At 70.2% G+C, this 24,543-nt stretch carries 20 protein-coding genes; 13 read left to right on the top strand and 7 right to left on the bottom strand.

Going from position 1 to position 24,543, the window contains the following annotated elements:
* Positions 1-8 precede the first annotated feature (8 nt).
* Genes nadD through rlmH form a run of 4 tightly spaced genes read left to right on the top strand, consistent with a single transcriptional unit; the run spans position 9 to position 2,826 of the window.
* Positions 9-701, top strand: coding sequence for a nicotinate-nucleotide adenylyltransferase (nadD, locus tag GGR64_RS02625; RefSeq protein ID WP_160968371.1), 693 nt, complete (start codon positions 9-11; stop codon positions 699-701).
* A 56-nt stretch (positions 702-757) separates the two neighbouring features.
* Positions 758-1,177 (top strand): ribosome silencing factor, encoded by a 420-nt coding sequence (gene rsfS / locus GGR64_RS02620; RefSeq protein ID WP_160968290.1) that lies wholly within the window; start codon positions 758-760, stop codon positions 1,175-1,177.
* Positions 1,170-2,333: a J domain-containing protein gene (locus GGR64_RS02615; RefSeq protein WP_260302626.1), complete on the top strand. Its 1,164-nt coding sequence runs from the start codon at positions 1,170-1,172 to the stop codon at positions 2,331-2,333. Before rsfS ends, GGR64_RS02615 begins: the two co-directional genes overlap by 8 nt.
* 22 nt (positions 2,334-2,355) lie before the next feature.
* On the top strand, positions 2,356-2,826 hold the full coding sequence (gene rlmH, locus GGR64_RS02610; protein ID WP_010340439.1) for a 23S rRNA (pseudouridine(1915)-N(3))-methyltransferase RlmH: 471 nt from the start codon (positions 2,356-2,358) through the stop codon (positions 2,824-2,826).
* Between the two features lie 168 nt (positions 2,827-2,994).
* Here rlmH and GGR64_RS02605 read toward each other — a convergent pair whose 3' ends face one another.
* From GGR64_RS02605 to GGR64_RS02595, 3 genes are all read right to left on the bottom strand, one after another.
* Positions 2,995-5,760: a TonB-dependent receptor gene (locus GGR64_RS02605; protein ID WP_184643765.1), complete on the bottom strand. Its 2,766-nt coding sequence runs from the start codon at positions 5,758-5,760 to the stop codon at positions 2,995-2,997.
* Positions 5,761-5,922: 162 nt separating this feature from the next.
* Positions 5,923-6,594, bottom strand: coding sequence for an energy transducer TonB (locus GGR64_RS02600; protein WP_184643763.1), 672 nt, complete (start codon positions 6,592-6,594; stop codon positions 5,923-5,925).
* A gap of 326 nt (positions 6,595-6,920) precedes the next feature.
* Complete coding sequence (locus GGR64_RS02595) at positions 6,921-7,658, bottom strand: SIMPL domain-containing protein (RefSeq protein ID WP_184449235.1); 738 nt, start codon at positions 7,656-7,658, stop codon at positions 6,921-6,923.
* Positions 7,659-7,791: 133 nt separating this feature from the next.
* Between GGR64_RS02595 and GGR64_RS02590 the strand changes: the two genes are divergently transcribed.
* The 4 genes from GGR64_RS02590 (at position 7,792) to tldD (ending at position 15,467) form a co-directional block, all read left to right on the top strand.
* Entirely contained in the window at positions 7,792-8,358 is a 567-nt protein-coding gene (locus GGR64_RS02590; RefSeq protein WP_184644267.1) for a Maf family nucleotide pyrophosphatase, read from the top strand.
* Complete coding sequence (rng, locus tag GGR64_RS02585) at positions 8,358-9,848, top strand: ribonuclease G (RefSeq protein ID WP_160968300.1); 1,491 nt, start codon at positions 8,358-8,360, stop codon at positions 9,846-9,848. Before GGR64_RS02590 ends, rng begins: the two co-directional genes overlap by 1 nt.
* Before the next feature lie 157 nt (positions 9,849-10,005).
* Positions 10,006-13,899: a YhdP family protein gene (locus GGR64_RS02580; RefSeq protein ID WP_184643761.1), complete on the top strand. Its 3,894-nt coding sequence runs from the start codon at positions 10,006-10,008 to the stop codon at positions 13,897-13,899.
* Positions 13,900-14,024: 125 nt separating this feature from the next.
* Complete coding sequence (tldD, locus tag GGR64_RS02575; protein ID WP_160968304.1) at positions 14,025-15,467, top strand: metalloprotease TldD; 1,443 nt, start codon at positions 14,025-14,027, stop codon at positions 15,465-15,467.
* Positions 15,468-15,626: 159 nt separating this feature from the next.
* Here tldD and yjgA read toward each other — a convergent pair whose 3' ends face one another.
* Positions 15,627-16,223: a ribosome biogenesis factor YjgA gene (gene yjgA / locus GGR64_RS02570; RefSeq protein WP_160968306.1), complete on the bottom strand. Its 597-nt coding sequence runs from the start codon at positions 16,221-16,223 to the stop codon at positions 15,627-15,629.
* 95 nt (positions 16,224-16,318) lie between these two features.
* Between yjgA and pmbA the strand changes: the two genes are divergently transcribed.
* From pmbA to GGR64_RS02545, 5 genes are all read left to right on the top strand, one after another.
* Positions 16,319-17,683, top strand: coding sequence for a metalloprotease PmbA (gene pmbA / locus GGR64_RS02565; RefSeq protein ID WP_160968308.1), 1,365 nt, complete (start codon positions 16,319-16,321; stop codon positions 17,681-17,683).
* A gap of 37 nt (positions 17,684-17,720) precedes the next feature.
* Positions 17,721-18,119 carry a DUF4870 domain-containing protein gene (locus tag GGR64_RS02560; RefSeq protein ID WP_184643759.1) on the top strand — a complete coding sequence of 133 codons (399 nt, stop codon included), beginning with the start codon at positions 17,721-17,723 and terminating at the stop codon, positions 18,117-18,119.
* Between the two features lie 174 nt (positions 18,120-18,293).
* On the top strand, positions 18,294-18,671 hold the full coding sequence (locus GGR64_RS02555) for a DUF4870 domain-containing protein (RefSeq protein WP_160968312.1): 378 nt from the start codon (positions 18,294-18,296) through the stop codon (positions 18,669-18,671).
* A gap of 172 nt (positions 18,672-18,843) precedes the next feature.
* On the top strand, positions 18,844-20,271 hold the full coding sequence (locus GGR64_RS02550; protein ID WP_184643757.1) for a DUF1800 domain-containing protein: 1,428 nt from the start codon (positions 18,844-18,846) through the stop codon (positions 20,269-20,271).
* A gap of 37 nt (positions 20,272-20,308) precedes the next feature.
* A complete protein-coding gene (locus tag GGR64_RS02545) occupies positions 20,309-21,442 on the top strand; it encodes a DUF1501 domain-containing protein (RefSeq protein WP_184643755.1) in 1,134 nt (377 codons plus the stop codon).
* Between the two features lie 94 nt (positions 21,443-21,536).
* Here GGR64_RS02545 and GGR64_RS02540 read toward each other — a convergent pair whose 3' ends face one another.
* From GGR64_RS02540 to GGR64_RS02525, 3 genes are all read right to left on the bottom strand, one after another.
* Positions 21,537-22,631, bottom strand: a complete 1,095-nt coding sequence (locus GGR64_RS02540; protein ID WP_184449249.1) for a M35 family metallo-endopeptidase — start codon at positions 22,629-22,631, stop codon at positions 21,537-21,539.
* 765 nt (positions 22,632-23,396) lie between these two features.
* Positions 23,397-24,275, bottom strand: coding sequence for a polyprenyl synthetase family protein (locus GGR64_RS02530; RefSeq protein WP_184449251.1), 879 nt, complete (start codon positions 24,273-24,275; stop codon positions 23,397-23,399).
* Positions 24,265-24,528: an exodeoxyribonuclease VII small subunit gene (locus GGR64_RS02525; protein ID WP_160968322.1), complete on the bottom strand. Its 264-nt coding sequence runs from the start codon at positions 24,526-24,528 to the stop codon at positions 24,265-24,267. The genes GGR64_RS02530 and GGR64_RS02525 overlap by 11 nt, the downstream gene beginning before the upstream one ends.
* Positions 24,529-24,543 lie beyond the last annotated feature (15 nt).

The raw sequence follows: 24,543 nt of genomic DNA, 5'->3' as shown, positions 1-24,543 counted from the left end.
CATCCCGAATCCCGAATCCCGAATCCCGGCCTCTCACCCTCGTCTACGGCGGCACCTTCGATCCCATCCACAACGGCCACCTGGCGATCGCGCGGGCGGCGCGGGATGCGTTCGGGGTGCCGGTGCGGCTGATGCCGGCGGCCGATCCGCCGCATCGCCCGGCGCCCGGCGCCGATGCGCAGCAGCGCTGCGCGATGCTGGCGCTGGCGATCGCCGACACGCCCGGGCTGCTGCTGGACCTGCACGAGCTGCGCCGCGCGCAGGCCCGGCCCGGCGTGGCGTCCTACAGCATCGACACGGTGCGCGAACTGCGGGCCGAACTCGGTGCCGACGCGCCGCTGGCGCTGCTGATCGGCAGCGACAGCTTCGTCGGCTTCAGCGGCTGGCGCGAATGGCGGGCGCTGCTCGAGGCCGCGCATCTGATCGTCGCTGACCGCGCCGGCAGCGGCTGGGAGCGGGCGGTGCCGGCGGAACTGGCGCAGGCGGTGGCCGGGCGCTGGGCCGACACGCCGCAGGCGCTGACCCGCGCGCCGGGCGGGCGGCTGTGGTGCCTGCGGCAACCGCTGCGCAGCGAATCGGCCAGCCTGGTGCGCGCGCGCATCGCCGCCGGCGAGGACTGGGCGGCCTTGCTACCGGCGCCGGTGGCGGCCTACATCCGCGACCATGGCCTGTATGCGCCCGGCGCCGCCCCCGCTGGCTGAATACGTGCCCTGCCGGGGTCGCCTATAATTCGCCCCATTCCATCGAGTTCGCCGCTTTGTCCAGTCAAGCCCACGTCATCAAGACCCAAGTCCCCAATCCGCCGCCGCCGCTGCCGGTCCTGCTCGCCCACGTCCGCGAGGCGGTCGAGGAACTCAAGGCCAAGGACATCGCGGAAATCGACGTGCGCGGCAAGTCCAGCGTCACCGATTACCTGGTCATCGTGTCCGGTACCTCCACCCGCCACGTCAAGTCGATCGCCGACGAAGTGATCAAGTTCGCCAAGCGCCTGGACGTGATGCCGCTGGGCGTGGAAGGCGAGCGCGAGGCCGAGTGGGTGCTGGTCGATCTCGGCGACGTGGTGGTGCACGTGATGCTGCCGCGGGTGCGCGAGTTCTATGCGCTGGAGCGGCTGTGGACGGTCGGCGACCAGCCGCCAGGCGACGACGACGGCGACGACACGGCACGCGATGCCTAAGCGGCAGGACCCCTCGTGCACCACGGCCGGCGATGCGTTGCCGGTCCGTGGCCGCGTCGGCGCCGTCGCATCGACACGCGCGACGCCGGCGCGCAAGCGGTTCGATTCCCTGGTCAAGGGTCTGGAGCGCACCCGCGCCCAGTTGCATGCATGGCAGGACGCATTGCCGCGGTGGGAGCAGCGTTTCCACGAGCAGGTCGATCCCTTGCTGCGAGAGCGCGACGCTGCGCAGGGGCAGTTGCTGCGGGAACTGGATGCGGCGCATGCGGCCTACAAGTTGAGCAAGCGCGATCGCGCCGATCTGTCCGAGTGCATCTGCGAACTGGCCGCGCTGTTGATCGAGGACGGCGACAACGACGCGCTGAAGGACATCTACGATCGCCATAGCCCGATCGGCTTCGAGCAGGGGCAGGCCGAATCCGAGGCGCTGTTGAAGTCGGTGGTCGGCGAGGAGTTCGGGCTGACCGAAGAGGAACTGGCGCACATCCAGTCCCCCGAGGCGTTGTATGCGCAGGTCCAGGAGCGTCTGCACGCACAGCAGGCGCATGCGGCCGGGCGCGCCCAGCAGCGCGACAGGCGCCGCCGTGCCGGTGCCGGCAAGGCCACGCAGGTCGCTGCCGACCCGCAACAGGCACGGCGCGCGCTGTATCGCAACCTGGTGGCTGCGCTGCATCCGGACCGCGAACCCGATCCGCAGCAGCGCGCGCGCAAGACCGCCTTGATGCAGCGCCTCAACCAGGCCTATCAGGACGACGATCTGCTGGCGTTGCTGGAACTGCAACTGGAGATCGGTCAGTTGGATCAGGCCGGCATCGCGGCGATGGCGGAGGAGCGCATCCGCGATTACAACAGCCTGTTCGCCACGCAGCTGCAGCAGGTCGAGCAGACATTGGCCGGGCTGGTCGATGACTTCATGGGGCGTTACGGTCTTTACGACGGTCGCGCCCCGCAACCGCAGCGTCTGGATGCGCTGTTGGCGCAGATCAAGCGGCAAGTGCAGGAGGAGATCCGCTCCTGTGCCGACGATCGCGCTGCCGTGCGGAGTGCCGATACGCTCAAGCAATGGTTGAAGCGTGAGCGCGAGCGAGCGCGGCTGGCCGAGCAGGAACTGGACGACGCGATGTACGACGCCATGCTTCTGGACCAGCGCTGGTGATGCGCCCTCGGCGCGCGCGGCGATGAAGGCGCGCCTCATCGCCACCGGCGAGCGTGCTCCGGCCTGGGTGGCGCAGGGCTTCGCCGAGTATCGCAAGCGGCTCTCGCACTGGCTGCCGCTGGACCTGGTCGAGATCGAGCCCGGCCTGCGTGGCAAGGGCCGCGATGCGCAACGCGCCATCGAGGACGAGGGCCGCCGGGTCCTGGCGGCGCTGCCGAAGAACGCGTTGGTGGTGGCGCTGGACGTGCCGGGCAAGCAGCACAGTTCCGAGCAACTGGCGCAACGCATGGAGCACTGGCGTGGGCAGGGGCGCGATCTGGCCTTTCTGATCGGCGGGCCCGAGGGCCATTCGCCGGAGGTGCTGGCGGTCGCCAGCGAATCCTGGTCGCTGGGGCCGCTGACCCTGCCGCACATGCTGGTGCGGCTGGTGGTGGCCGAGCAGCTGTACCGCGCTGCGGCGATGCTGGCCAATCATCCCTACCACCGCGCCTGATCGCTGATCATTGGTCGCTGATCGCTGATCGCTGATCGCTGATCGCGGACTGCGAGCGCTCGCGCGGCGGCAGCGTGCGCATGAGTACCGATGCGTGTGAGTCGCTCATGCAGAAAAAAGCCCGGGCTTTCGCCCGGGCTTTTCGTTACTGCAGTCCGACCTTGGCCATCAGTTGAACGTGTACTTCGCGCCCACCGTGAAGTAGCGGCCGATCGCACCGCTGACGTGCAGCGGGTTGTAGTTGACCGCACCGTAGGTGGTCGGATCCAGCGGCGCGATCCGGTCGAACAGGTTCTCCACCGACGCGCTCAGTTCGAATGCCTCGGTGATGTTCCAGCGGCCCGACAGATCGAAGGTGGTGAACGAGGCGATCTTCTTGACCGGCGTGCCATCGGCGTAGAACGCCTGGTACTCGCCGCCGCGGCTGTCCTTGTTCTCGATGCTGTCGATGTAGTTCACCACGCCGCTCACGCTCCAGCTGCCCTGCTTCCAGGTGGTGCCGAAGTTGATGCGGTCCTGCGGCGTGCCGATGCAGTTGGTCACGTCGCAGTTGCCGTGCGTGCCCACGTAGTCGACGGTGCTGCCGCCTTCGGTGCGCTCGAACTTGAGCAGGTGGCTCCACTGCGCGTCCAGCTCCAACTGGCCCGGGCCGATCGCGAAGGTCTGGCGGATGTCGGTGTCGATGCCGCGCACGCGCGAGGAGTTCGCGTTCACGTAACCGGTGTTGACTGCCAGGATGGTGCCGCTGTTGGGGACGCCGCCGATGTTGTTGCTGTCGCGCAGCACGTTGCCGGCAAGGATCGCATCGCGGGTACTGCTCGGGGCGATCTCGTTGGTGCGTTTGATCTCCCAGCCGTCCACGGTCAGCGAGGTCGTCGATGTCGGCTGCAGCACGAAGCCCACCGAGTAGCTCTTGGATTCCTCGGGCTTCAGCGCCGGGTTCGGGCGGGTGATGATCGCCACCGAACGCGTCCCGCACTCGCTGGCACTGATCGCGCAGCGCACCGGATCGGCCGCATTGGAAAACGCGGCCAGGCCGCCGTTGCCGTTTTCGGCCGGGTTCGGCGCCCGGAAGCCTTCCGCATAGCTGGCGCGCAGCGCGATCCACTCGGCCGGGGTCCACTTCACGCCAAGCTTCGGCGTGGCCTTGCCGTCGCCGCCGTCGTACTTGTCGTAGCGCAGTGCCGCCGACAGTTCCAGTTGCTCCAGCACCGGTGCGGACAATTCGACGTAGCCGGCATAGACGTTCTGGGTGCCGTCGTAGGCCGAATAGCCCAGGCCGATGATGTCGCCGATATCGGTGTAGGTCTGCGGGGTCAGGCTGTTGCTGGTCTTGCGCCATTCCGCGCCCAGCGCCAGGCCCAGCGGTCCGCCCTTGAGGTCGGCCAGGCTGCGCGAGACGGTGAAGTTGAACATGTCCAGGCCAGACTTGGCACGCGCGTTGATGGTCGGCGAGATGTAGTCGTACAGCGCCTGCGAGTTCAGGTTGGCGTTGTCGCCGATGCGCCAGGTGCCGGCCGGGCAGGCCGGATTGCCCAGCACGCAACGCACCGCGCTATAGCGCAGGAAGCCGGTGCGCGTGCTGGTCAGGACGGTGCCGGAGTGCAAATAGCCGGTGTCGTAGCTCCAGTCGCCCCAGTTGCCTTTCACGCCGACCAGGAAGCGGTTGAACTCGTTGGTGTTGTCGGTAACGCGCGGACCCACGTCCCAGGCGCTGTAGCGCACGCGCGCGTCGTAGGGCAGCGGGTTGTCCGGATGGCCGGCATAGAGCACGGTGGCACCGGGGCCGCTGTTGGCGTTGACCGGGCCGCCCGGGTAGCCCCAGCCGCCGGACACGTTGGAGGGGGTATTGGAAAAGACCGTGTTCTTCTTCGAGTAGCCGATCTCGGTGTAGATCTCGCCGCCCTCGCCAAAGGCGAAGCTGGCGCGGCCGAACACGTTGACGTACTTCTCTTCGGGTGACAGGTCGCGGAACTGCTGCACCGGATCCCACAGGCAACCCTGCGCCTGCGAGGTAGCCTCGTTCTGCCCCGGGATGGTGGTCAGGCCGGCGCAGCCGGGCAGCGCGACCAGTTGCCCGCTGGTGTCGAACACCGAGCCGTTCGGGCCGTTCAGGCTGCCGATGTTGGTGCCGCCGCTGCGGTAGGCGCCGCCGAGAAACTGCGCGTCCTGCGCCGCGTAGCCCCAGCGGCGGATGTCGCCGGTGCCGATCCACTTGCGATCCTTGCGGTCGCCGATCTTGATCGCGTCGGTCTTGCCCACGTCCAGGCTGAAGAATGCGTTCCAGCCGTCGCGGGACAGGTCGCCGGTACCGGCGGTCAGGGTCGCCTTGCGCGCATCGCCGTCGCCATCGCCGGAGATGCCGTAGGAGCCGCGCAGGATCGCGCCCTGGAAGTCGCTGCGCAGGATGATGTTGACCACACCGGCGATGGCGTCGGAGCCGTAGATCGCCGAGGCGCCGTCCTTCAGCACTTCGACCCGCTCGACCGCGTCCAGCGGGATCGTGCTCAGGTCGGTGAAGACCTTCTGTCCGTCGTCGGCCAGGCCGTAGGTGGCCATGCGTCGGCCGTTCAGCAGTACCAGGGTGGAACCGGCACCCAGGCCGCGCAGCGAAATGCCGGAGCCGCCGCCGGCGAAGCCTTGGCCGAAACTCTTCGGAACCGCACCAGCGCCATTGGCGGTCAGGGTCTGCAGGTACTCGCCCAGCGAGGTCTTGCCGCTGCGGTCGATTTCCTGGCGGCTCACCACCTGCACCGGTGCCGGGGTCTCGGTATTGGTGCGCGGGATGTTGGAGCCGGTGACGGTGATGCGGTCGAGGTTGGTGGCCGCTTCCTGGGCGAAGGCGGCAGGGCCTGCGAGGGTGGCGAGAACGCCGGCGACGGAGGCACACAGCAGGGTACGGCGGGTTGCACGCCGTTGGGTCGGGGTGTTCACAGTTTCTCTCCTAACTGGAAACGCAGGTTGTGACTTTCTGACGAAAGTGCCGACGTCTTGGTGGCCGGCTGTCTCTCATCTAGGTGTATCTATCGTGAATAATGCGTGAATTTTGGATTAACACGACCGGCCGGCGAGGGCGGCCGGTCGTGTCACAGCGCCTCAGCGATCAAGCGAAAAATCGATCGGCACCAACCCATACGCCTGCACCGGCGTGCCGTTCTGCAGCGCCGGCTTGAACGCCCAGCGCTTGAGCACCTGATCGCGCGCCGCCTGGTCCAGCACCCGGTGGCCGCTGCTCTTCTCGACGCTGACCTGCAGCGGTTGCCCGTCCGTGCCGACCAGCACCCGCAGCAGCACGCTGCCCTGCAGGCGGTCGCGCAGCCCGTCGCGTGGATACGGCGGGGCCGGTGCACGCAGGTACTGCAACTGCATGCCCTCCACCGGCGCGCTCACGCTGGCCGGCGGCAGGCTCGGCGCGGCGATGCTGGGTGCGGGGTCGACGCTGGGCGCGGTGTCCAGGGCAACCGGGCTGCTGTCGACCGGCGTCGGGGTCGGCACCGGCACGGGCACGGGCACCGCGGTCGGGGTGCGCGGTTGCGGCGGCGTCTGTTTCTCGGTCACCGGCATGGTCGGCGGCGGAGTGACCGGGACCACCACGGGTTGCTGCCAGCGCGGCTGCACCTGCGCCGGTTCCGGTGGCGCGGTCACGTGCGAGAGCGGAAGCAGCAGCAACAGGGCGGCCAGCAGGTGCAAGGCGAGCGCGGTGCTGTAGGCCAGGACCCGGGACAGGTCGATGCGGAAGGACGGGGCGGGGAGTTGCGTGCGAACCATGGATCCACCTCTGCGATAGGAGTGTCGTGGACTGCGGTACGGCTAAGAGCGGCGAACCAACCTGCTGCGCAACCGCCATGCGGGCGCGGACGGCACCCGCCTGGCGGTTGCTCGCGACGGTTCGTTCGCCACTCTGAACGCACGGGCGCGGCGGATGGGGTCATCGCGCCCGTTCGCGTTTCGACAGTGCGCCGGTCGTGGGCGCTTTGGCAAGAGGGTGGCCGCGACTGGCGCTGGGTGCGGCAATGAGGGCGGCGGCGCTGCCGAATCCGGAGACGACGACGGCGCCCGCAGGCGCCGTCGTGAGGTGTGGTCCGGGCAGTCGCTTACTTGCCCAGTTCGAATACCACGTCCAGGTTGACCGAGACGCTGCTCTCGCCCGGGGCGACCGGCGTGTCGGCCTCGGCCTTCATCGCCATCGCGCGCATCATCGGCATGGGCGGACGCACCCCGCCGCCGCCGCCCTCGGAAATGCTGACGATGCGCCGCACACGCAGGCCCAGCGCCTTGGCGTAGCTCTGCGCGCGCGCCTGCGCCTTCTTCAGCGCATCGACGCGGGCCTGGTCGTACAGCGGTTCCGGATCGTCGATCTCGAAGGTCGGGCCGTTGATCTGGTTGGCGCCCTGCGCGGCCAGCGCATCGAGCACCTTGCCGAGCTTGGCGATGTCGCGCACCTTGAGGTTCACCGAGTTGTTGGCCTGGTAGCCGGTGATCTGCGGCGCCTGGTTCTCGACATACTTGTACTGCGGGTTGAGGCTGACGCCGCTGGTCTGCACGTCCTTGTCGGCGATGCCGGCGGCGCGGATCGCGGCCAGCACCTTGGTCATCTGCTCGGCGTTCTGGCGCATCGCCGCGGCGCTGTCGGTGGCCTGGGTGACCACGCCGGCCGAGATGGTGGCGACGTCGGGCGCGCGCTTGGCCTCGGCCTGCGCGGCGATGTTGAGCAGGGTGCCGTCGGCGGGCACGGCGTAGCCGGGCGCGGCGGATTGGGCGTGGGCGGTCATCGTGCCTCCTAGGGCGAGGGACAGGGCCAGCAGCAGCGGGCGGACGGACAATGCGCGCATCGATGTTCTCCTTGTGAAGATTGGGCGAGGGTGTTGCCGCGACGATGAACGCGTCGTGATCTTCTTCGGGGTCGACGCGATCGTCCCGTCATTGGCGATCGTTCAGTCAGTCCGCTCGGGTTATCCTTCGGCCATGCTGTATCTCGCGTCCCGTTCCCCTCGCAGAAACGAACTGCTGACCCGCCTCGGCGTGCAATTCCGGATCCTCGATCTCGAGGTGCCGGAAGTGCGCGCGGCGGATGAGTCGGCGCAGGCCTATGTGCGCCGCGTTGCGCTGGACAAGGCCCGCGCCGGCTTGGCGCAACTGGCCGACGCCGCCGACGCGGTGGTGCTCGGCGCCGACACCGAAGTGGTGCTGGACGACCGCGTGTTCGGCAAGCCGACCGACGCCGAGGACGCCGCAGCGATGCTGGCGGCCTTGTCCGGGCGCACCCACCAGGCGATAACCGCGGTGGCGCTGGTCGCCGCCGGCCGCGAGGAACTGGTGCTGGTGCCCACGGCCGTGACCTTCGCCGATGTGTCCGCGCGCGACATCGCCGACTACGTGGCCAGCGGCGAGCCGATGGGGCGGGCCGGCGCGTATGCGATCCAGGGCGGGGCCGAGCGCTTCGTCAGCCGTCTCGACGGCAGTTATTCCGGGGTGATGGGCCTGCCCCTGCACCAGACCCACCACCTGCTGCGCACCTTCGGAGTGCTGTGATGTCGCAAGAGATCCTGGTCAACGTCACACCACGCGAGACCCGGGTGGCGGTCATCGAGAACGGCATGCTGCAGGAGCTGCACATCGAGCGCGGCTGGCGTCGCGGGGTGGTCGGCAACATCTACAAGGGCCGGGTGCAGCGGGTGATGCCCGGCATGCAGGCGGCCTTCGTCGAGGTCGGGCTGGAGCGCGCCGCGTTCCTGCACGCCAACGACGTGGTGCGACCGGCGCCGGTCGGCAACGGCGACACCGAGGAAGCGACGCCGCTGCCGGTCTCGGCCGCGGTGCCGATCGTGGAGCTGCTGCGCGACGGCCAGGACATCGTGGTGCAGGTGGTCAAGGACCCGATCGGCAGCAAGGGCGCGCGGCTGACCACGCAGATCAGCATTCCCTCGCGCTACCTGGTGCTGCTGCCTCAGTCGCGGGTGATCGGGGTCTCGGCGCGGATCGAGGACGAGGCCGAACGGCTGCGCCTGAAGACCCTGGTCGCCGACCTGGCGGCCAGCCACGGCGGCTTCGGCTACATCATCCGCACCAATGCCGAGGGCCAGCCGGCCGAGGCCCTGGCCGAGGACATCGCCTACCTGTCGCGGGTCTGGAACGTGGTCGAGCGGCGCGGCCGCGACGGCGCCCCGGCCAGCATCATCTACGAGGACCTGAGCCTGCCGCTGCGCGCGGTGCGCGACCTGATCCGCAAGGACGTGGAAAAGGTCAAGGTCGATTCGCACGAGACCTTCGAGCGGCTGCAGGCCTTCGTCGCCAAGTACATGCCGGTGCTGGCCGAGCGTCTGGAGCTGTACACCGGCGACCGCCCGATCTTCGACCTGTACGGGGTCGAGGACGAGATCGCGCGCGCGCTGGACAAGCAGGTGCCGCTGAAGTCCGGCGGCTACCTGGTCATCGACCAGACCGAGGCGATGACCACCATCGACGTCAACACCGGCTCGTTCCTGGGCCAGCGCAACCTCGAGGAGACGGTGTTCCGCACCAACCTGGAGGCGGCGCAGGCGGTGGCGCGGCAACTGCGGCTGCGCAACCTCGGCGGCATCATCATCATCGACTTCATCGACATGGACGACGCCGAGCATCGCCGCCAGGTGCTGCGCACGCTGGAGAAGGCGCTCTCGCGCGACCACGCCAAGACCACGGTGTACGAGTTCTCGCCGCTGGGCCTGGTGGAGATGACCCGCAAGCGCACCGTGGAGAGCCTGGAGCGGCAGTTGTCCGAGCCGTGCCCGGAATGCAGCGGCCGCGGTTCGATCAAGACCGCCGAGACCGTGACCTACGAGATCTTCCGCGAGATCACCCGCGCGGTGCGCCAGTTCGACGCGGCGCGGCTGCTGGTGATCGCCTCGACCAAGGTGGTGGCGCGCATCACCGACGAGGAATCGGCAGCGGTGGCCGAACTGGAGGAGTTCCTCGGCAAGACCATCCGCTTCCAGGCCGACGAACAATACCTGCAGGAGCAGTTCGACGTGGTGCTGTTGTGAGGCAGGGAGTCGGGATTGGGGATTGGGGATTGGTGGAAAAGCGCGCTGTCGGCGCTGACTCATCCTGGGATTTTCTGGCTGAATTTCACGTGGTAGTAGGCGGTTCGCGATCTGCTGTTGCGAATCCCCAATCCCGAATCCCCAATCCCCGCCCCTGATGCACACCCCCCTGCGCCGCCGCCTGCGCCTGGCTCGCCGTTTCGCGTTCTACGCGGTGGCGATCGGGCTGGTGTGCGTGGCCCTGGCGGTGGGCGCGCTGAGCCAGGCGCTGCCGTTCGTCGAGCAGCATCCGCAGCAGGTGGCGGCGTGGCTGAGCGAGCGTGCCGGGCGGCCGATCCGCTTCGACCGGCTGGAGACCTCCTGGACCCGGCGCGGCCCGCTGCTGCGCCTGGACGGCCTGCGCATCGGTGCCGGCGACGGCGTGCGCATCGGCCAGGCCGAAGTGTTGGTGTCGATGTATGCGGGACTGTTGCCGGGGCGCTCGTTCACCGAGCTGCGCCTGCGCGGCCTGGCGCTGACCCTGCTGCGCGCCGACGACGGCAACTGGAGCGTGCAGGGCCTGCCGACCTCGGGGCAGGGCGGCGATCCGCTGGATGCGCTGGAAGGGTTGGGCGAACTGCAGGTTATCGATGGCCGCCTGCGTGTGCATGCCCCGTCGCTGGGCCTGGAGGCGCAGGTACCGAAGATCGACCTGCGGATGCGCGTGAACGGCGAGCGCCTGCAGGTGGGCGTGCAGGGCTGGAGCGATCTGCAACAGGCGCCGCTGACGGCGGTGCTGGACCTGGACCGCCACAGCGGCGACGGCCAGGCCTACCTGGCGGTGCGCCCGGCGGAGCTGGCCGGCTGGGCCGGCCTGCTGCATGCGGCCGGCATCGAACTGCAGGGCGGTGTCGGCGAAGTCCAGGCCTGGCTGGATCTGCAGCAGCGCCGGGTCGCCGGAGTGACCGTGGATGCCACGCTGCGCGAGCTGCGCCTGCGCGGCGCGCCGCTGGCCGACGGCCGTACCCGGCCGCAACTGGCCTTCACCACTTTCCGCGCGAAGGCGCGCTGGCGCCAGATCGACGGCGGCTGGCGGCTGGATGCGCCGCAGCTGCAGTTCGGCCAGGCCGGACAGCCGCTGCAACGCCTGGACGGGCTGACCGTGGCCGGCGGGCGCCGCTTCGCCCTGTATGGCGACCAGCTCGACGTGGCGCCGCTGATCGCCGTGGCCGGGCTCAGCGACCGCCTCTCACCAAGCTTGCGCAGTTGGTTGGCGGTGGCGCGGCCGCGCCTGCAACTGACCCAGGTGGCGGTGAGCGGGGTGCCCGGCGGTTCGCTGTACGGCCAGGGCCGCCTGGCCGACCTGGCGTTCGCGCCGGCCGGGGGCGCGCCCGGGGTGAGTGGGCTGCGCGGCCGCTTCGACGGCGATGGCCAGGCCGGCGAACTGGCGCTGGAGGCCGGCAGTCCGGTGCGCGTCGACTGGCCCAGCGGCTTCGGCGTGGTTCACCAGGTGCAACTGGCTGGGCGCATCGTGGCGTTCCGCGACGGCGACGGCCTGCGCGTGGCGACCCCGGGGCTGCGCGTGCAGGGCAGTGACTACGGCGCCGACGTGCGCGGCGGGCTGCGCTTCCAGGGCGATGGCTCGCGGCCGTGGATCGACCTGGCCGCCGATCTGCAGGACGCGCCGGTGGTGGCGGCGAAGACGTTCTGGGTCCATTCCAAGATGAGCAAGGCCGCCACCGACTGGCTCGACGCCGCGCTGCAGGGCGGGCGCCTGCGCGACGGCCATGCGCTGGTGTCCGGCGATCTGGACGACTGGCCGTTCGCCGACCACAACGGGCGCTTCGAGGCGACCGCGCGGCTGGAGGACGCCAAGGTGCGCTTCCAGCACGACTGGCCGGCGGTGGAGAACGTGGACGCCAGCGTCGCCTTCATCGGCAACGGCTTCGAGGTGCACGGCCGCGGCAGCATGGGCGGGGTGCCGGTGGAGCAACTGTCGGCGGCGCTGCCCGACTACAAGGAAGGCCAGCTCAGCGTGCTGGCCAGCACCCGCGCCGAGACCGGCAAGCTGCTGGCGATGCTGCGGCAGAGCCCGCTGCGCGCCCGTTACGGCGACACCCTGGATGCGCTCAGCGCCTCGGGCCCGGCCGACGTCACCTTCGACCTGCTGCAGCCGCTGCGTGCCGACATCGGCACCCACCACCTGCGCGGCACGGTCGACCTGCTCGGCGCGCACATCGCCGACAAGCGCTGGGACCTGGCCTTCGACGACATGCGCGGCAGCGCCAACTACAGCGACACCGGATTCGCCGCGCAGAAGCTGAGCGTGTCCTACCAGGGCCACCAGGGCGAACTGGCGCTGCGCGCCGGCGACGGTGTGCAGGATCCGCAACAGGCCTTCGAGGCCGCGCTGAGCGCGACGCTGGATGCGAACGAACTGCTCGACCGGGTGCCGGAAATGGCCTGGCTCAAGCCCTACGTGCAGGGCCGCTCGCGCTGGAACATCGGCGTCGGCCTGCCCAAGACTCCCGACGGTGGCGCGCAGCCGCCGACCCGGCTGCAACTGCGCTCTGACCTGGTCGGCACCGAGCTGTTGATGCCGGCGCCGATGGACAAGGCGCCGGCGACACCGCTGGCCACTTCGGTCAACGTGCCGCTGCCGGTCGGCAGCGGCCGCATCGAGGTGGCCTTCGGCAAGTTGATGGCGCTGGCCGCGCGCAGCCAGGACGGCAAGACCGGCGTGCGCGTGGTGATGGGCAGCGACCACGTCGCCGACGATCCGCCCGCCAGCGGCCTGGTGGTGAGCGGGCGCACCGCCGCGTTGAACGCCATCGACTGGATCGGCGTGGTCAGCCGCCCCGATCCGAACGCCGCCGCGGCCAATGGCGGCGAAGACCCGATGCCGCTGCGCCGCATCGAGATCCTCGCCGACCATCTGCTGTTGCTCGGCGGGGTGTTCGACAACACCCGCCTGCGCCTGCTGCCGCAGGCCGACAGTATCGACGTGCACCTGGACGGCCCGGCCCTGGCCGGCGACCTCAGCGTGCCGACCAAGGACGGCGGCGTGCTCGGCGGGCGCCTGGCGCGGGTGCACTGGCGCTCGGCCACGGCCACGTTGCCGACCGCGGACGGCACGCCGACGGCGGTGGTCGCCACGCCTGCCGACAGCGGGGTCGCCGGCAGCGCCGGCCCGGTCCCGGCCGGCCCGTTCGCCGACAGCCTGGACCCGGCGGCGATCCCGGCGCTGGCGCTGGACGTGGACGACCTGCGCTTCGGTGCGATGACCCTCGGTGCGGCCTCGCTGCGCACGCGCAAGCTCGCCGACGGCATGCAGGTGGACCAACTGCACCTGCGCTCGGACAAGCAGAAGATCGACATCAGCGGCGACTGGCGCGGCAAGGGCGCCACCGCCCGTACCCAACTCAACGCCAGCGTCGACAGCCGCGACCTGGGCGAGCTGATGCAGAACCTGGACTTCGGCGGGCAGGTGCGTGGCGGCGAAGGTCAGCTGACGCTCAGCGCGGCCTGGCCGGGCACGCCGTCCGGCCTGCAACTGGCCACGGTGCAGGGCCAGCTCGACGTCGCCGCGCGCAACGGCCAGCTGCTGGAACTGAATCCGGGGGCCGGGCGCGTGCTCGGCCTGCTCAGCGTGGCGCAGTTGCCGCGGCGGCTGATGTTCGATTTCCGCGATTTCTTCTCCAAGGGTTTCGCCTTCAACCGCATCGACGGCCAGATCCGCTTCGGCGATGGCGTGGCGCGCAGCGAGGGCATGGTCATCGATGGCCCGGCCGCGGAGATCAAGGTGCGTGGCGAGGCCGACCTGCGCGCCCAGCAGTTCGACCAGACCATCGACGTCAATCCCAAGTCCGGCAACCTGCTGACCGTGGTCGGCGCGGTGGCGGGCGGGCCGGTCGGTGCGGCGGTCGGCGCGGCCGCCAACGCGGTGCTGGGCAAGCCGCTGGGCAACATCGGCGCGCGCACCTACCGGGTCACCGGGCCGTGGAAGGATCCCAAGGTGGACGTGATCGAGCGCGAATCCGCGCGCCAGCCGGCGCCGGCCGGTACGCCCTGAGCGGGCGGGGATCGGGGATGACCAGCCTGCGGCTGTTGAAAGCCGGAATTGGGGATTGATGGCGGTCGCGCGTGCTGCGGAGTCTGCCGCTTGCGCTGCGCGTCTTCGTCCCCCATGTTGAGCCCATGAACGATCACGCCCTGAGCCTTGCCGAAACCCGCCTGTTGCTTCCCGCCGGCCTGGATGCCCCCAGCCTGGAGCGCGCCTTCGGCACGCTGCTCGGCCCCGGCATCGACTTCGGCGACCTGTATTTCCAGCATTCCCGGCGCGAGAGCTGGAGCGTGGAGGACGGCATCGTCAAGGACGGCGCCCACTCCATCGAGCAGGGCGTGGGGGTGCGCGCGATCTCCGGCGAGAAGACCGGCTTCGCCTATTCCGACGACATCCACCGCGATGCGCTGCTGGCCGCCGCGCAGTCGGCGCGGGCCATCTCCCGCGACGGCGGCGCGCAGCCGGCGCAGGCGCTGCAGCGCGGCGGCGGCCGCGCGCTGTACCCGGCGCTGGATCCGGTGGACGCGATGGACAACGCGCACAAGGTGGAGCTGTTGCGGCGGCTGGACCAGTACCTGCGCGCCGCCGATCCGCGCGTGCAGCAGGTGATGGTGAGCCTGTCCGGCGCGGTGGACACCGTGCTGGTGGCGCGCAGCGACGGCGTGCTCGCCGCCGACGTGCGCCCGCTGGTGCGCTTGAACGTGCAGGTGATCGTCGAACAGCAGGGCCGCCGCGAGTCCGGCTATGCCGGCGGCGGCGGCCGCTACGATTACGACACGCTGTTCGCCGACGGCCGCCCGGAAGCCTTCGCCCGCGAGGCGCTGCGCCAGGCGCTGGTGAACCTGGAGGCGGTGCCGGCACCGGCCGGGGTGATGCAGGTGGTGCTCGGCCCGGGCTGGCCCGGCGTGCTGCTGCACGAGGCGGTCGGCCATGGCCTGGAGGGCGACTTCAACCGCAAGGGCACCAGCGTCTACGCCGGCCGCATCGGCCAGCGCGTGGCCTCGCCCGGCGTCACCATCGTCGACGACGGCACCCTTGACGGCCGCCGCGGTTCGCTCAACGTCGACGACGAGGGCACCGCGACCAATTGCACCACCCTGATCGAGGACGGTGTGCTGGTCGGCTACATGCAGGACACGCTCAACGCGCGGCTGATGGGCGTGGCGCCCACCGGCAACGGCCGCCGCGAATCGTTCGCGCACCTGCCGATGCCGCGCATGACCAACACCTACATGCGCGCCGGCCAGCACGACCCGCAGGAGATGATCCGCTCGGTGAAGAAGGGCCTGTACGCGGTCAACTTCGGCGGCGGTCAGGTCGACATCACCAGCGGCAAGTACGTGTTCTCGGCCACCGAGGCCTACCTGATCGAGGATGGCAAGGTCACCGCGCCGGTGAAGGGCGCCACCCTGATCGGCAACGGCCCGGAGACCATGCAGAAGGTGCGCATGATCGGCCACGACCTGGCGCTGGATGAAGGCGTCGGCGTCTGCGGCAAGGACGGGCAGAGCGTGCCGGTGGGCGTGGGCCAGCCGTCGCTGCTGATCGACGGGCTGACCGTGGGCGGGACGGCCTAGGAGCCGGGAGTGGGGATTCGGGAATCGGGATTCGGTAAAGCAGGCGCCGCGGGGCGGTGTGGCGTTGCCGGTCTGGCGGATGGGTTCATCGCGCGCCGCACCCGCTACGGGGCCGGGAATGTGTCGGCGGCCGTGCGCGGCAGCCGACGTTGCCGCGCCTCAGTCGCGCGTGTCGTCGAGCGCCTCGTCGTCGTCGGCTTGTTCGATTCCCGATTCTCCATTTCCCATTGCCGACGCGGCACCCAGGATCAGCTCGCGCAGTTCCCGGAACAACTCGCGATAGGCATGCGGCGGCTTGTTCTTGAGCCGTTCTTCCTTCGCGTTGCGGATCAGTTGGCGCAGGCGCTGGCGGTCGGCGTCGGGGTGGTCGTTCAGCAGTTCGGTCAGCGCGCTGTCGCCGTCGGCAAGCAGCCGCTCGCGCCAGTCCTCGACCCGGTGCATGGCCGCCACTTCGCGGCGCGCGCTGTCGCTGTTGACGTCCATCGCCTCGCGGATTGCCTCCAGCACCGCCTCGTCCTCGCGCCGCATCTGCTTGGCCAGGAATGCCAGTTGCCGCTTGTGCGCGATGTGCGCGGTGATGCGCTTGGCTTCCTCGATGTGCGGGATCAGCGACTCGGGCACCGGCAGCTTGGCCAGCTGCGCCGGGGTCAGTGCCACCAGCTTCTCGCCCAGGCTCAGCACTTCCAGCGCCTCGCGGCGTTGCTGGCTGCGGCTTTCGCCGCGGAATTCACCGGTGTCTTCGTCGCGTCCGCGCATGCTCGTACTACTCGATCGGGCTGGAAATCAAATCAACACATCCGGCCAGGACGGCCGGACAGGGGCGAAGGGATTCGCACAACAAGGATAAAGCATTGAACGCGATCACCCCCGATTTGCACCGCGACGACAGCCAGCAGCGCCTGGAGCGCCTGTCCGACATCGCCGAGCGGCTGCTGGCGCGCGCCCGCGCGCTCGGCGCCAGCCAGGCCGAGGTCAGCTGCAGCGAAGACCGCGGCCTGGACGTCAACGTGCGCCTGGGCGCGGTGGAGACCGTGGAGTCCACCCGCGACCGCGGCATCGGCGTCACCGTCTACTTCGGCCAGCGCAAGGGCAGCGCCAGCACCGCCGACCTGCACGAGTCCAGCCTGGAGGCCACCGTGGCCCAGGCCTGCGCGATCGCCCGCTACACCGAGGACGATGTGGCCGCCGGCCTGGCCGAGGCGGCGCTGATGGCACGCGAGCAGCCGGATTACGACCGTTGGCATCCGTGGCCGCTGCAGGCCGAGGAGGCGATCGACCTGGCGCTGGCCTGCGAAGCCGCCGGTCGCGACGCCGATGCGCGGATCAGCAATTCCGACGGCGCCTCGGCCGGCAGCAGCGAGAGCCTGTCGGTCTACGCCAATTCGCACGGCTTCGTCGGCTGCGAGCGCAGCACCCACCATTCGATCGCCTGCACGCTGATCGCCGGGCAGGGCGACGGCATGCAGCGCGACGGCTGGTACAGCAGCGCGCTGGCGCGCGAGGACCTGGAGCGTGCGTCGGCGATCGGCCGCCGCGCCGCCGAGCGCACCGTGGCGCGGCTGCAGCCGCGTTCGCTGCCGACCGGCGAGGTGCCGGTGCTGTTCGCGCCGGAGGTGGCGCGCTCGTTGGTCGGGCATCTGCTCGGCGCGGTGTCCGGCGGCGCGTTGTATCGCCGCACCAGCTTCCTGCTCGACAGCGCCGGCACCCGCCTGTTCCCCGACTGGTTCGCGATCGACGAATTGCCGCATCTGCGCCGCGGCCTGCGCTCGGCCGCCTTCGACGGCGAGGGCGTGGCCACCCGCGACGCGCCGCTGGTGCGCGACGGCGTTTTGCAGCGTTACGTGCTGGGCAGCTACTCGGCGCGCAAGCTTGGCCTGCAGACCACCGCCAATGCCGGCGGGGTGCATAACCTGCAGGTGGCGGCCAACGCAGAGGATCTGCAGGCCATCCTCAAGGGCATGCCGCGCGGCCTGCTGGTCACCGACCTGATGGGCAACGGCGTCAATCCGGTCACCGGCGACTACTCGCGCGGCGCCGGCGGGTTCTGGATCGAGAACGGCGAAATCGCCTATCCGGTGGACGAGATCACCATCGCCGGCAACCTGCGGCAGATGTTCCAGGACATCGAGGCGGTGGGCGCCGACATCGATGTGCGCTCGCACGTGCACATCGGCGCGGTGCTGATCGGCCGGATGACGGTGGCGGGCAACGACTGAGTGCCGCAACGCAGGCAGCGCGCAAGGACGCACAGGCATGCAGGTAACCGACACCGAGAACACGAGCACCGACGGCCCCGCGCCCGCGTGGGAGCGCGTGCTGGCGGCATTTGCGCATCTGTCGATGTGGATCGGCTTGTTCGCCGCCTGCAATGTGCACCTGGGCTACGCGCTGTGGTGGCTGCTGTTGCTGTGGCTGTTGCCGGGCGTGCAATGGTGGGCGATGCGGGGCAGGCAGCCGTTTGCCGCCGAACACGCGCGCCAGGCCATGCGGATGGGCTTCGGCCTGTCGCTGCTGAGTGCGGTCTTGCTGGCGCCGGCTGTGCTGATCTTCGGTGCCGTGCTCGTGTTCGGGTGGCTGCTGATCCTGATGCTGCTTGTGGCGATGGGCGTCAGCCTGCACGCGGCGGCCAAGGCCATGCTCGGTCGCCGCTAGCGCGATCCGCTGCCGTATGGGCGACGGATTAGCGCCGCGGTTGCCTGGGGGCGATCCTTGAGCCCGTCGAGGCGTCTTCCCGTCTTGCCGGCCTCGCTTGACAGCGCTGCGCCGGCCGCCGAGAGTGACGCGCCAAACGTCTTGTCCCCTCACCACCAAAGGAACGGAATACCGATGAGCGAATTCGACAACGTCACCGCCCCGCCGCCGCCGCCGGCCTCGGCAGGGCCGCAGGAAGACCGCACGGTCGCGCTGATCACCCATCTGTCGGGGATCTTGCTGGGTTTCATCGTGCCGCTGATCATCTGGCTGGTGAACAAGGACAACCCGGCCAAGTCCTTCCTCAACGACCAGGCCAAGGAAGCGCTGAATTTCCAGATCACCATCGCCATTGCCTACCTGATCTGCGCGGTGCTCACCGTGATCATCATCGGCGGCTTGCTGGCGCCGCTGGTATGGGTGGTGAACCTGGTGTTCTGCATCCTGGCCGGCATCAAGGCCAACGAAGGCGTCGCCTACCGCTACCCGTTCGCGCTGCGTCTGATCAAGTAAGCGCACCTGCGACGCATCCCCGAAGGCCCGGCCGCTGCGCCGGGCCTTTTTTGTGCCCGCGCGCTGCTCCGGCGGGGGACCGCATGACGGCCAAGCGCGACGCCGGCATTTGCCGGTCAACCGCGGCCCGACCGGCGCGTTTGCAAGGCTGTCGCCACCATCGGAGCGCCGCATGATCCGCCGCGAGAGCTTGAGCGCCGCCAACCGCTTCGGCCTGGGCGCCCGTCCCGGCGACCTGGCCGCCATGGGCGAGCCGCGCGCCTGGCTGGCCGCGCAACTGCAGTCGCCGCCGCTGGCGCCGGAGCTGCAGGGCCTGCCCGACAGCCTGGCCTACCTGCGTCGCGAGGCCGATTACCAGCGCGAACGCCGCCAGGCGCGGCGGCAGGCGGCCGGCGATCCGCAGCAGGCCGCCCAGCAGGCGCAGCAGGCCGTGCGCGGGCTGTACCGGCAGGCACAGGCGCAGGAGCTGGCGGCGCGCTACCGAGTCGCGGTCGCCAGCCCGGCCGGGTTCGCCGAGCGCCTGGTGCAGTTCTGGTCCAATCATTTCGCGGTCTCGGTCGACAAGCGCGCCGCCGCGCTGTACGCGGCGCCGATGGAGCGCGAGGCGATCCGCCCGCACTGCATGGGCCGCTTCGCCGACCTGCTGCTGGCGGTGGAGCGGCACCCGGCGATGCTGCGCTACCTGGACAACGCCAACTCGGTCGGCCCCGACTCGCTGCTGGCGCAACGCGCGCAGCGCCGGGCCATGCGCATGGATCCCGAACGTCCCGTGCGCCGCCTGGGGCTCAACGAGAACCTGGCGCGCGAAATCCTGGAACTGCACACGTTGGGCGTGGATGGCGGCTACACCCAGGCCGACGTCACCGAACTGGCGCGCGCGATCACCGGCTGGGGCGTGCCGGCGCCGCGCGATTTCGAGCAGGGCGCGCCCGACCGTGCATTCGTGTTCCGCGCGCCGGCACACGCCGCCGGCAGCCGGCTGGTGCTGGGCCGGCGCTATGCCGAGGACGGCATGGCGCAGGGCGAGGCGATCCTGGCGGCGCTGGCGCGGCACCCGGCCACCGCGCAGCACGTCTCGCGCAAGCTGGCCCGGCATTTCGTCCGCGACGATCCGCCGCCGGCGCTGGTGCAGCGCATGGCCGAGGCCTGGCGACGCAGCGATGGCGACTTGCGCCACGTCTATGGCGCCCTGATCGACAGCCCGGAGGCGTGGGACGTGCAGGCGCACAAGTTTAAGCCGCCGCAGGATTTCGTGGTGTCGGCGCTGCGCGCCGGCGGCGACTGGCCGGCGGCGCCGCAGTCGCAGAAGACGGTGCTGACCCTGCTGGCGCGGATGGGGCAGCCGCCGTTCACTCCGCGCTCGCCGGCCGGCTACGCCGACGTGGCGGCGGAATGGAACGGCGCCGACGCGCTGTGGAAGCGCGTGCAGGCCGCCGAAGCGCTGGCCGGGCTGGCACCGGGCGATCCGCTGGCGCTGGCCGCGTCCGCGTTCGGCGACGGGCCGGATGCGGACACGCTGACCGCGGTGCGCCGCGCCGAGTCGCCGCGCGAAGGCGTGGCGGTGCTGTTGGCCAGTCCGGCCTTCCAATGGCGCGTCTGAGCGGCGCGCGGTCCGATCCGCAATGGGAGAACCTCCGATGCAACTGACTCGCCGCCGTTTCCTCGCCGCCAGCGGTGCGGCCACTGTGTTGAGCCTGTGGTCCGGCAGCGGCCTGGCTGCGCCGGGTGCCGACACACGCCTGCTGGTGGTGCTGCTGCGCGGTGCGCTGGATGGAATGCACGCGCTGGTGCCGACCGCCGACCCCGACTACGCGCGTCTGCGCGGCGCGCTGGCGCCGCCACAGACCCTGGCCCTGGATGGCGGCTTCGCGTTGCATCCGGCGCTGGCGTTCGCGCACGAACTGTATGCGCGCAAGCAATGGTTGCCGGTGGTGGCGGTGGCGCCGCCGTACCGCCAGCGCTCGCACTTCGAGGCGCAGGATTGCCTGGAGAACGGCACCGCGCGGCCCAGCGGCGCCTCCAGCGGCTGGCTCAACCGCTGCGCGCTGGCCTTGCATGGCGCCGAGGCGGTGTCGGTGAGCGCGGTGACGCCGCTGATCATGCGCGGCCCGGGCGCGGTGAACAGCTGGTCGCCGCCGCTGCCGAGCGCGGTGAACCCGATCCTGCTGCAGCGCCTGCAGCCGCTGTACGCCGCCGATCCGCAACTGGCCGGCGGCTTCGCGCGCGCGTTGCGCGAGCAGGGCATGCAGGTGGACAGCGTCAAGGGCGGGCAACTGCCGCAGGCGATGAGCGCGGCGGCCAGCTTCATGGCCAAGCCCGACGGGCCGCGGATCGGGTTCGTCGAGGATGCCGGCTGGGATACCCACGGCAACCAGGCCGCGGTGCTGCAGCGCAAGCTGGGCGAACTGGATGCGGGGCTGCGCGCGTTCCACGATGGTGCGCAGGCCTGCTGGTCGCGCAGCGTGGTCGCGGTGGTGACCGAGTTCGGCCGTACCGCGGCGGTGAACGGCACCGGCGGCACCGACCATGGAACCGGCGGCGTGGCCTTCCTGGCCGGCGGCGCGGTGCGCGGCGGGCGCATTGCCGGGGACTGGCCCGGCCTGTCGCCGCGTGCCTTGAACGAGGGCCGCGACCTGCGCGCCACCAGCGACCTGCGCAGCCTGTTCCGGCATGTGCTCGGCGCGCATCTGGGCGTGTCCGAGCGCGCGCTGGACACCCAGGTGTTTCCCGGCAGTGCGGGGCTGCCCAGGTTGGAGGGATTGGTGGCCTAGGACACCACGTGGTCACAACACGTGCGGCCTGGGCCGCACGCGAACCGGGCGCCGACGGCAGGTCGGCGCCCGGGACATCAGCGGCGTGCCGGACTCAGTTCTGCGACGGATTGTTCTCGGCGAAGTACTCGTGGCTGTCGGCGTTCTTCACCGCGCGCGCCGGATCGCTCTGGGCCAGGCTCTTGGCCGCGCTCTGCCCGTACGCGGTGTCCTGGGTGCCGGCGACCACGCTGAAGTGGCTCATTTCGTGGATCAGGGTGCCGGCCTTGGAGTCGGTGCCGGTCAGCGGCGCGCTCCAGAACGCATTGCAGACGTAGATCTGGTACGGCTGATTCGGATACACGTAGGCGTAGGAACTGTCGCTGCAGCCGCAGTTGATGGTGATCTGCCCGTTGTTCTGGTCGATCGCCGAATCGATGTTGACGAAGTTGGAGGTGGCCGTGCTGTAGCGGCTGGCGTTGTAGGCGCCGAACCAGGTGGTGTAGCGCGCGCCGGTGCTGCCGCCGTTGAGGTAGGTCTTGGCGTTCTGCGAGTAGGTGCGCGCTGCGTTCACCGCGCTGCCGATGGTGCTGATCTGGCTGGTGCTGCACGAGGCGTAGTTGACGCCGTTGACCACCGCCTGCGGGCCGACCAGCAGATCGTTGCGCACCGCATGGCCGCGGCCGCCGTCCAGCCACACCGTCAGCGGCGCGCTGGACAAGGTCTGCGGCGCGCCGTCGGCGCGCAACATGCGCGCGCCATCGGCGAACGCGGCGCCCTGCAGCGGTGCGTCGAGGCGGATGCTGTAGTTGCCGCTGCGGGTCAGGTCGTAGGCGCGGCTCAAGTCGATCTGCGCCTGCTTCACTTCGCCCGGCTGCAGCACCACCATGTCCTCGGCACGCGGCGCGGCGCGCTTGACCAGGCGTCCGACGTAATCCACCGGCTTGCCGTCGCGCTGGACCTGGAACAGCGCGTTGTCGAGATCGCCCAGCGGCAGTTCCCACTTGGGCACGCGCGCGACCTGCTCGCCGGTGTTGCGGACGGTCACCGCCATCTGGCCGCGCTGCTGGCCGTCGGCGTCGGCGACCGGCGTCAGTTCGACCTGCAGTGACGCAGGTGCGCGCGTGAGTTGCGATTGCGCGGTAGCCGCCGAGATGATGCCGACCAGGCTGAAGCCGATCGCTGCCGAGATCCGGGATGCGTGTTTCATGCAGTCTCTCTCCGTCGAAAGTGGGCGCCCCATGGACAGGGGCCGAAGCAAACTAGCCCGGTGATGCGCGTGTGCGCGGCGCCGGTGCGTTTGTCTCCGATTTCGTCCAGCGAAGCGCGCGCCAGGTCTCAATATCGGCCATGCGTTCGCACATCACCGCGCGTGACTGGCGCGCTGCAGCGGCAGCGCTGCAGTCGTATGCGCTCGATCGAGGGCCGCGTTGCGATTGGCCATGCGGCAATGACGCTCGCGCTGCGTGCTGCGTGCTGCACGTGCAGTGCGTGAAGATTGCGCTGGCGGCGACGTTTGCGGAAGGTGATGAGGATTTCGGGGATTTCCTTTCGCTGCCGCTGGCATCAGCGCGATCTGCAGCGGTGCGAGCGGCTTCGGGATTTTTGCGACAACGCGGATTGCCATGGCGTGAGATGCGCCTGGTTGCCTGGTGTGGGAGTCAACTGTCATGCATCCGCGACGACCGGAGTAGCGGACGATCGGACAGTGAAAGCAGTCGGGACTGAAGTCCCTCCCACATTGCCCCCAGACACCTCACCTCAAGCCCCTGTAGGAGCGGCTTCAGCCGCGACAGGCGCTACCGATGACGTGTGTCGCGGCTGAAGCCGCTCCTACGACAGCGCTTCTGGTCATCAAGGGCTGCATGCTGCCAGCGGCATCATCAATCCCTGGTTTCGCGGATGCGGCGCATCGCCTGCGCGGCAATGACGCGTGCGGCCCGGCCGCGGCAATCGCACGCGTCGAGCGCTGCGATCAGTGCGCGCGATCGACCGCGAGCCGTGCCAGCGCCGCCAGCGCATCGGCGGCGGTGCCGTAGCCGTGCAGGCTGTCCTGCATCGCCTGCGCCAGTTCGGCCAGCTTGGCCTTGGCGCCGTCCATGCCCAGCAGGGCAGGGTAGGTGGATTTGGCCTGCGCCGCGTCCTTGCCGGCGGTCTTGCCGAGCTGTTCGGAGCTGGCTTCCACGTCGAGGATGTCGTCGCGCACCTGGAAGGCCAGGCCCAGCGCGGTGGCGAAGGTGTCCAGCTGCGCGAGCGCGTCGGCGTCGGCGCCGCCGCCGAGCGCGCCCAGACGCACGCTGGCGCGGATCAGCGCACCGGTCTTCAGCGCATGCATGCGTTGCAGGTCGGGCAGCGCCTGTACGCGGCCGGTGGCGTCGATGTCCAATGCCTGGCCGCCGCACATGCCGGCCGCGCCGGCGGCTTCGGCCAGGGTCTGCAGCCACTGCACGCGCAGCGTCGCCGCCGCCTCGGCATTGGCCAGCAGCGCGAACGCCAGGCTCTGCAGCGCGTCGCCGGCGAGGATCGCGGTGGCTTCGTCGAAGGCGATGTGCACGGTCGGCTGGCCGCGGCGCAGGGCGTCGTCGTCCATCGCCGGCAGGTCGTCGTGGACCAGCGAATACGCATGGATCAGTTCCACCGCCAGCGCCGGTGCATCCAGCTGCGCATCGTCGGCACCGAACAGCGCGCCGCTGGCGTAGACCAGCAGCGGGCGCATGCGCTTGCCGCCGCCCAGGGTGGCGTGGCGCATCGCCGCGTGCAGGCGTTGCGGCGCCAGCGTCGCCGCCGGCAACTGCGCCTGCAGGCCGGCTTCCACCCGTTCGCGCCAGTGCGCGAACGCCGCGTCAGCCGCCATGGGGCGGTACGGGATCGAAGGGTTCGGCGCTGTCGGGCTGCTCGGGATCGCTGAGCAGGCGCACGCGCAGTTCGGCCTGCTCCAGCGCCTGCTGGCATTGCCGGTACAGGCCCACGCCGCGCTCGTAGGCGCTCAGCGACTGTTCCAGGCTCAGGTCGCCGGCTTCCATCTTCTCCACCAGTACTTCCAGCTCCTCGAGCGATTGCTCGAAGCGGGCGACCGGGGAGGTATCGTCTTGGGACTTCTTGGGCATGGCGAAAGTGTGCGC

The sequence above is a fragment of the Xanthomonas sp. 3307 genome (genome assembly GCF_014199735.1).
GTDB classification, from domain to species: domain Bacteria; phylum Pseudomonadota; class Gammaproteobacteria; order Xanthomonadales; family Xanthomonadaceae; genus Xanthomonas_A; species Xanthomonas_A rydalmerensis.
This window is presented reverse-complemented; position numbering and strand designations above follow the sequence as displayed.

What these genes read in the sequence shown, in the direction of transcription:
- GGR64_RS02615 (WP_260302626.1), top strand. Translation starts at nt 1,170, where the DNA reads ATGCCTAAGCGGCAGGACCCCTCGTGCACCACGGCCGGCGATGCGTTG.
- rlmH (WP_010340439.1), top strand. Translation starts at nt 2,356, where the DNA reads ATGAAGGCGCGCCTCATCGCCACCGGCGAGCGTGCTCCGGCCTGGGTG.
- GGR64_RS02600 (WP_184643763.1), bottom strand. Translation starts at nt 6,594, where the DNA reads ATGGTTCGCACGCAACTCCCCGCCCCGTCCTTCCGCATCGACCTGTCC.
- GGR64_RS02595 (WP_184449235.1), bottom strand. Translation starts at nt 7,658, where the DNA reads ATGCGCGCATTGTCCGTCCGCCCGCTGCTGCTGGCCCTGTCCCTCGCC.
- GGR64_RS02590 (WP_184644267.1), top strand. Translation starts at nt 7,792, where the DNA reads ATGCTGTATCTCGCGTCCCGTTCCCCTCGCAGAAACGAACTGCTGACC.
- rng (WP_160968300.1), top strand. Translation starts at nt 8,358, where the DNA reads ATGTCGCAAGAGATCCTGGTCAACGTCACACCACGCGAGACCCGGGTG.
- GGR64_RS02580 (WP_184643761.1), top strand. Translation starts at nt 10,006, where the DNA reads ATGCACACCCCCCTGCGCCGCCGCCTGCGCCTGGCTCGCCGTTTCGCG.
- tldD (WP_160968304.1), top strand. Translation starts at nt 14,025, where the DNA reads ATGAACGATCACGCCCTGAGCCTTGCCGAAACCCGCCTGTTGCTTCCC.
- yjgA (WP_160968306.1), bottom strand. Translation starts at nt 16,223, where the DNA reads ATGCGCGGACGCGACGAAGACACCGGTGAATTCCGCGGCGAAAGCCGC.
- GGR64_RS02560 (WP_184643759.1), top strand. Translation starts at nt 17,721, where the DNA reads ATGCAGGTAACCGACACCGAGAACACGAGCACCGACGGCCCCGCGCCC.
- GGR64_RS02555 (WP_160968312.1), top strand. Translation starts at nt 18,294, where the DNA reads ATGAGCGAATTCGACAACGTCACCGCCCCGCCGCCGCCGCCGGCCTCG.
- GGR64_RS02550 (WP_184643757.1), top strand. Translation starts at nt 18,844, where the DNA reads ATGATCCGCCGCGAGAGCTTGAGCGCCGCCAACCGCTTCGGCCTGGGC.
- GGR64_RS02545 (WP_184643755.1), top strand. Translation starts at nt 20,309, where the DNA reads ATGCAACTGACTCGCCGCCGTTTCCTCGCCGCCAGCGGTGCGGCCACT.
- GGR64_RS02540 (WP_184449249.1), bottom strand. Translation starts at nt 22,631, where the DNA reads ATGAAACACGCATCCCGGATCTCGGCAGCGATCGGCTTCAGCCTGGTC.
- GGR64_RS02530 (WP_184449251.1), bottom strand. Translation starts at nt 24,275, where the DNA reads ATGGCGGCTGACGCGGCGTTCGCGCACTGGCGCGAACGGGTGGAAGCC.
- GGR64_RS02525 (WP_160968322.1), bottom strand. Translation starts at nt 24,528, where the DNA reads ATGCCCAAGAAGTCCCAAGACGATACCTCCCCGGTCGCCCGCTTCGAG.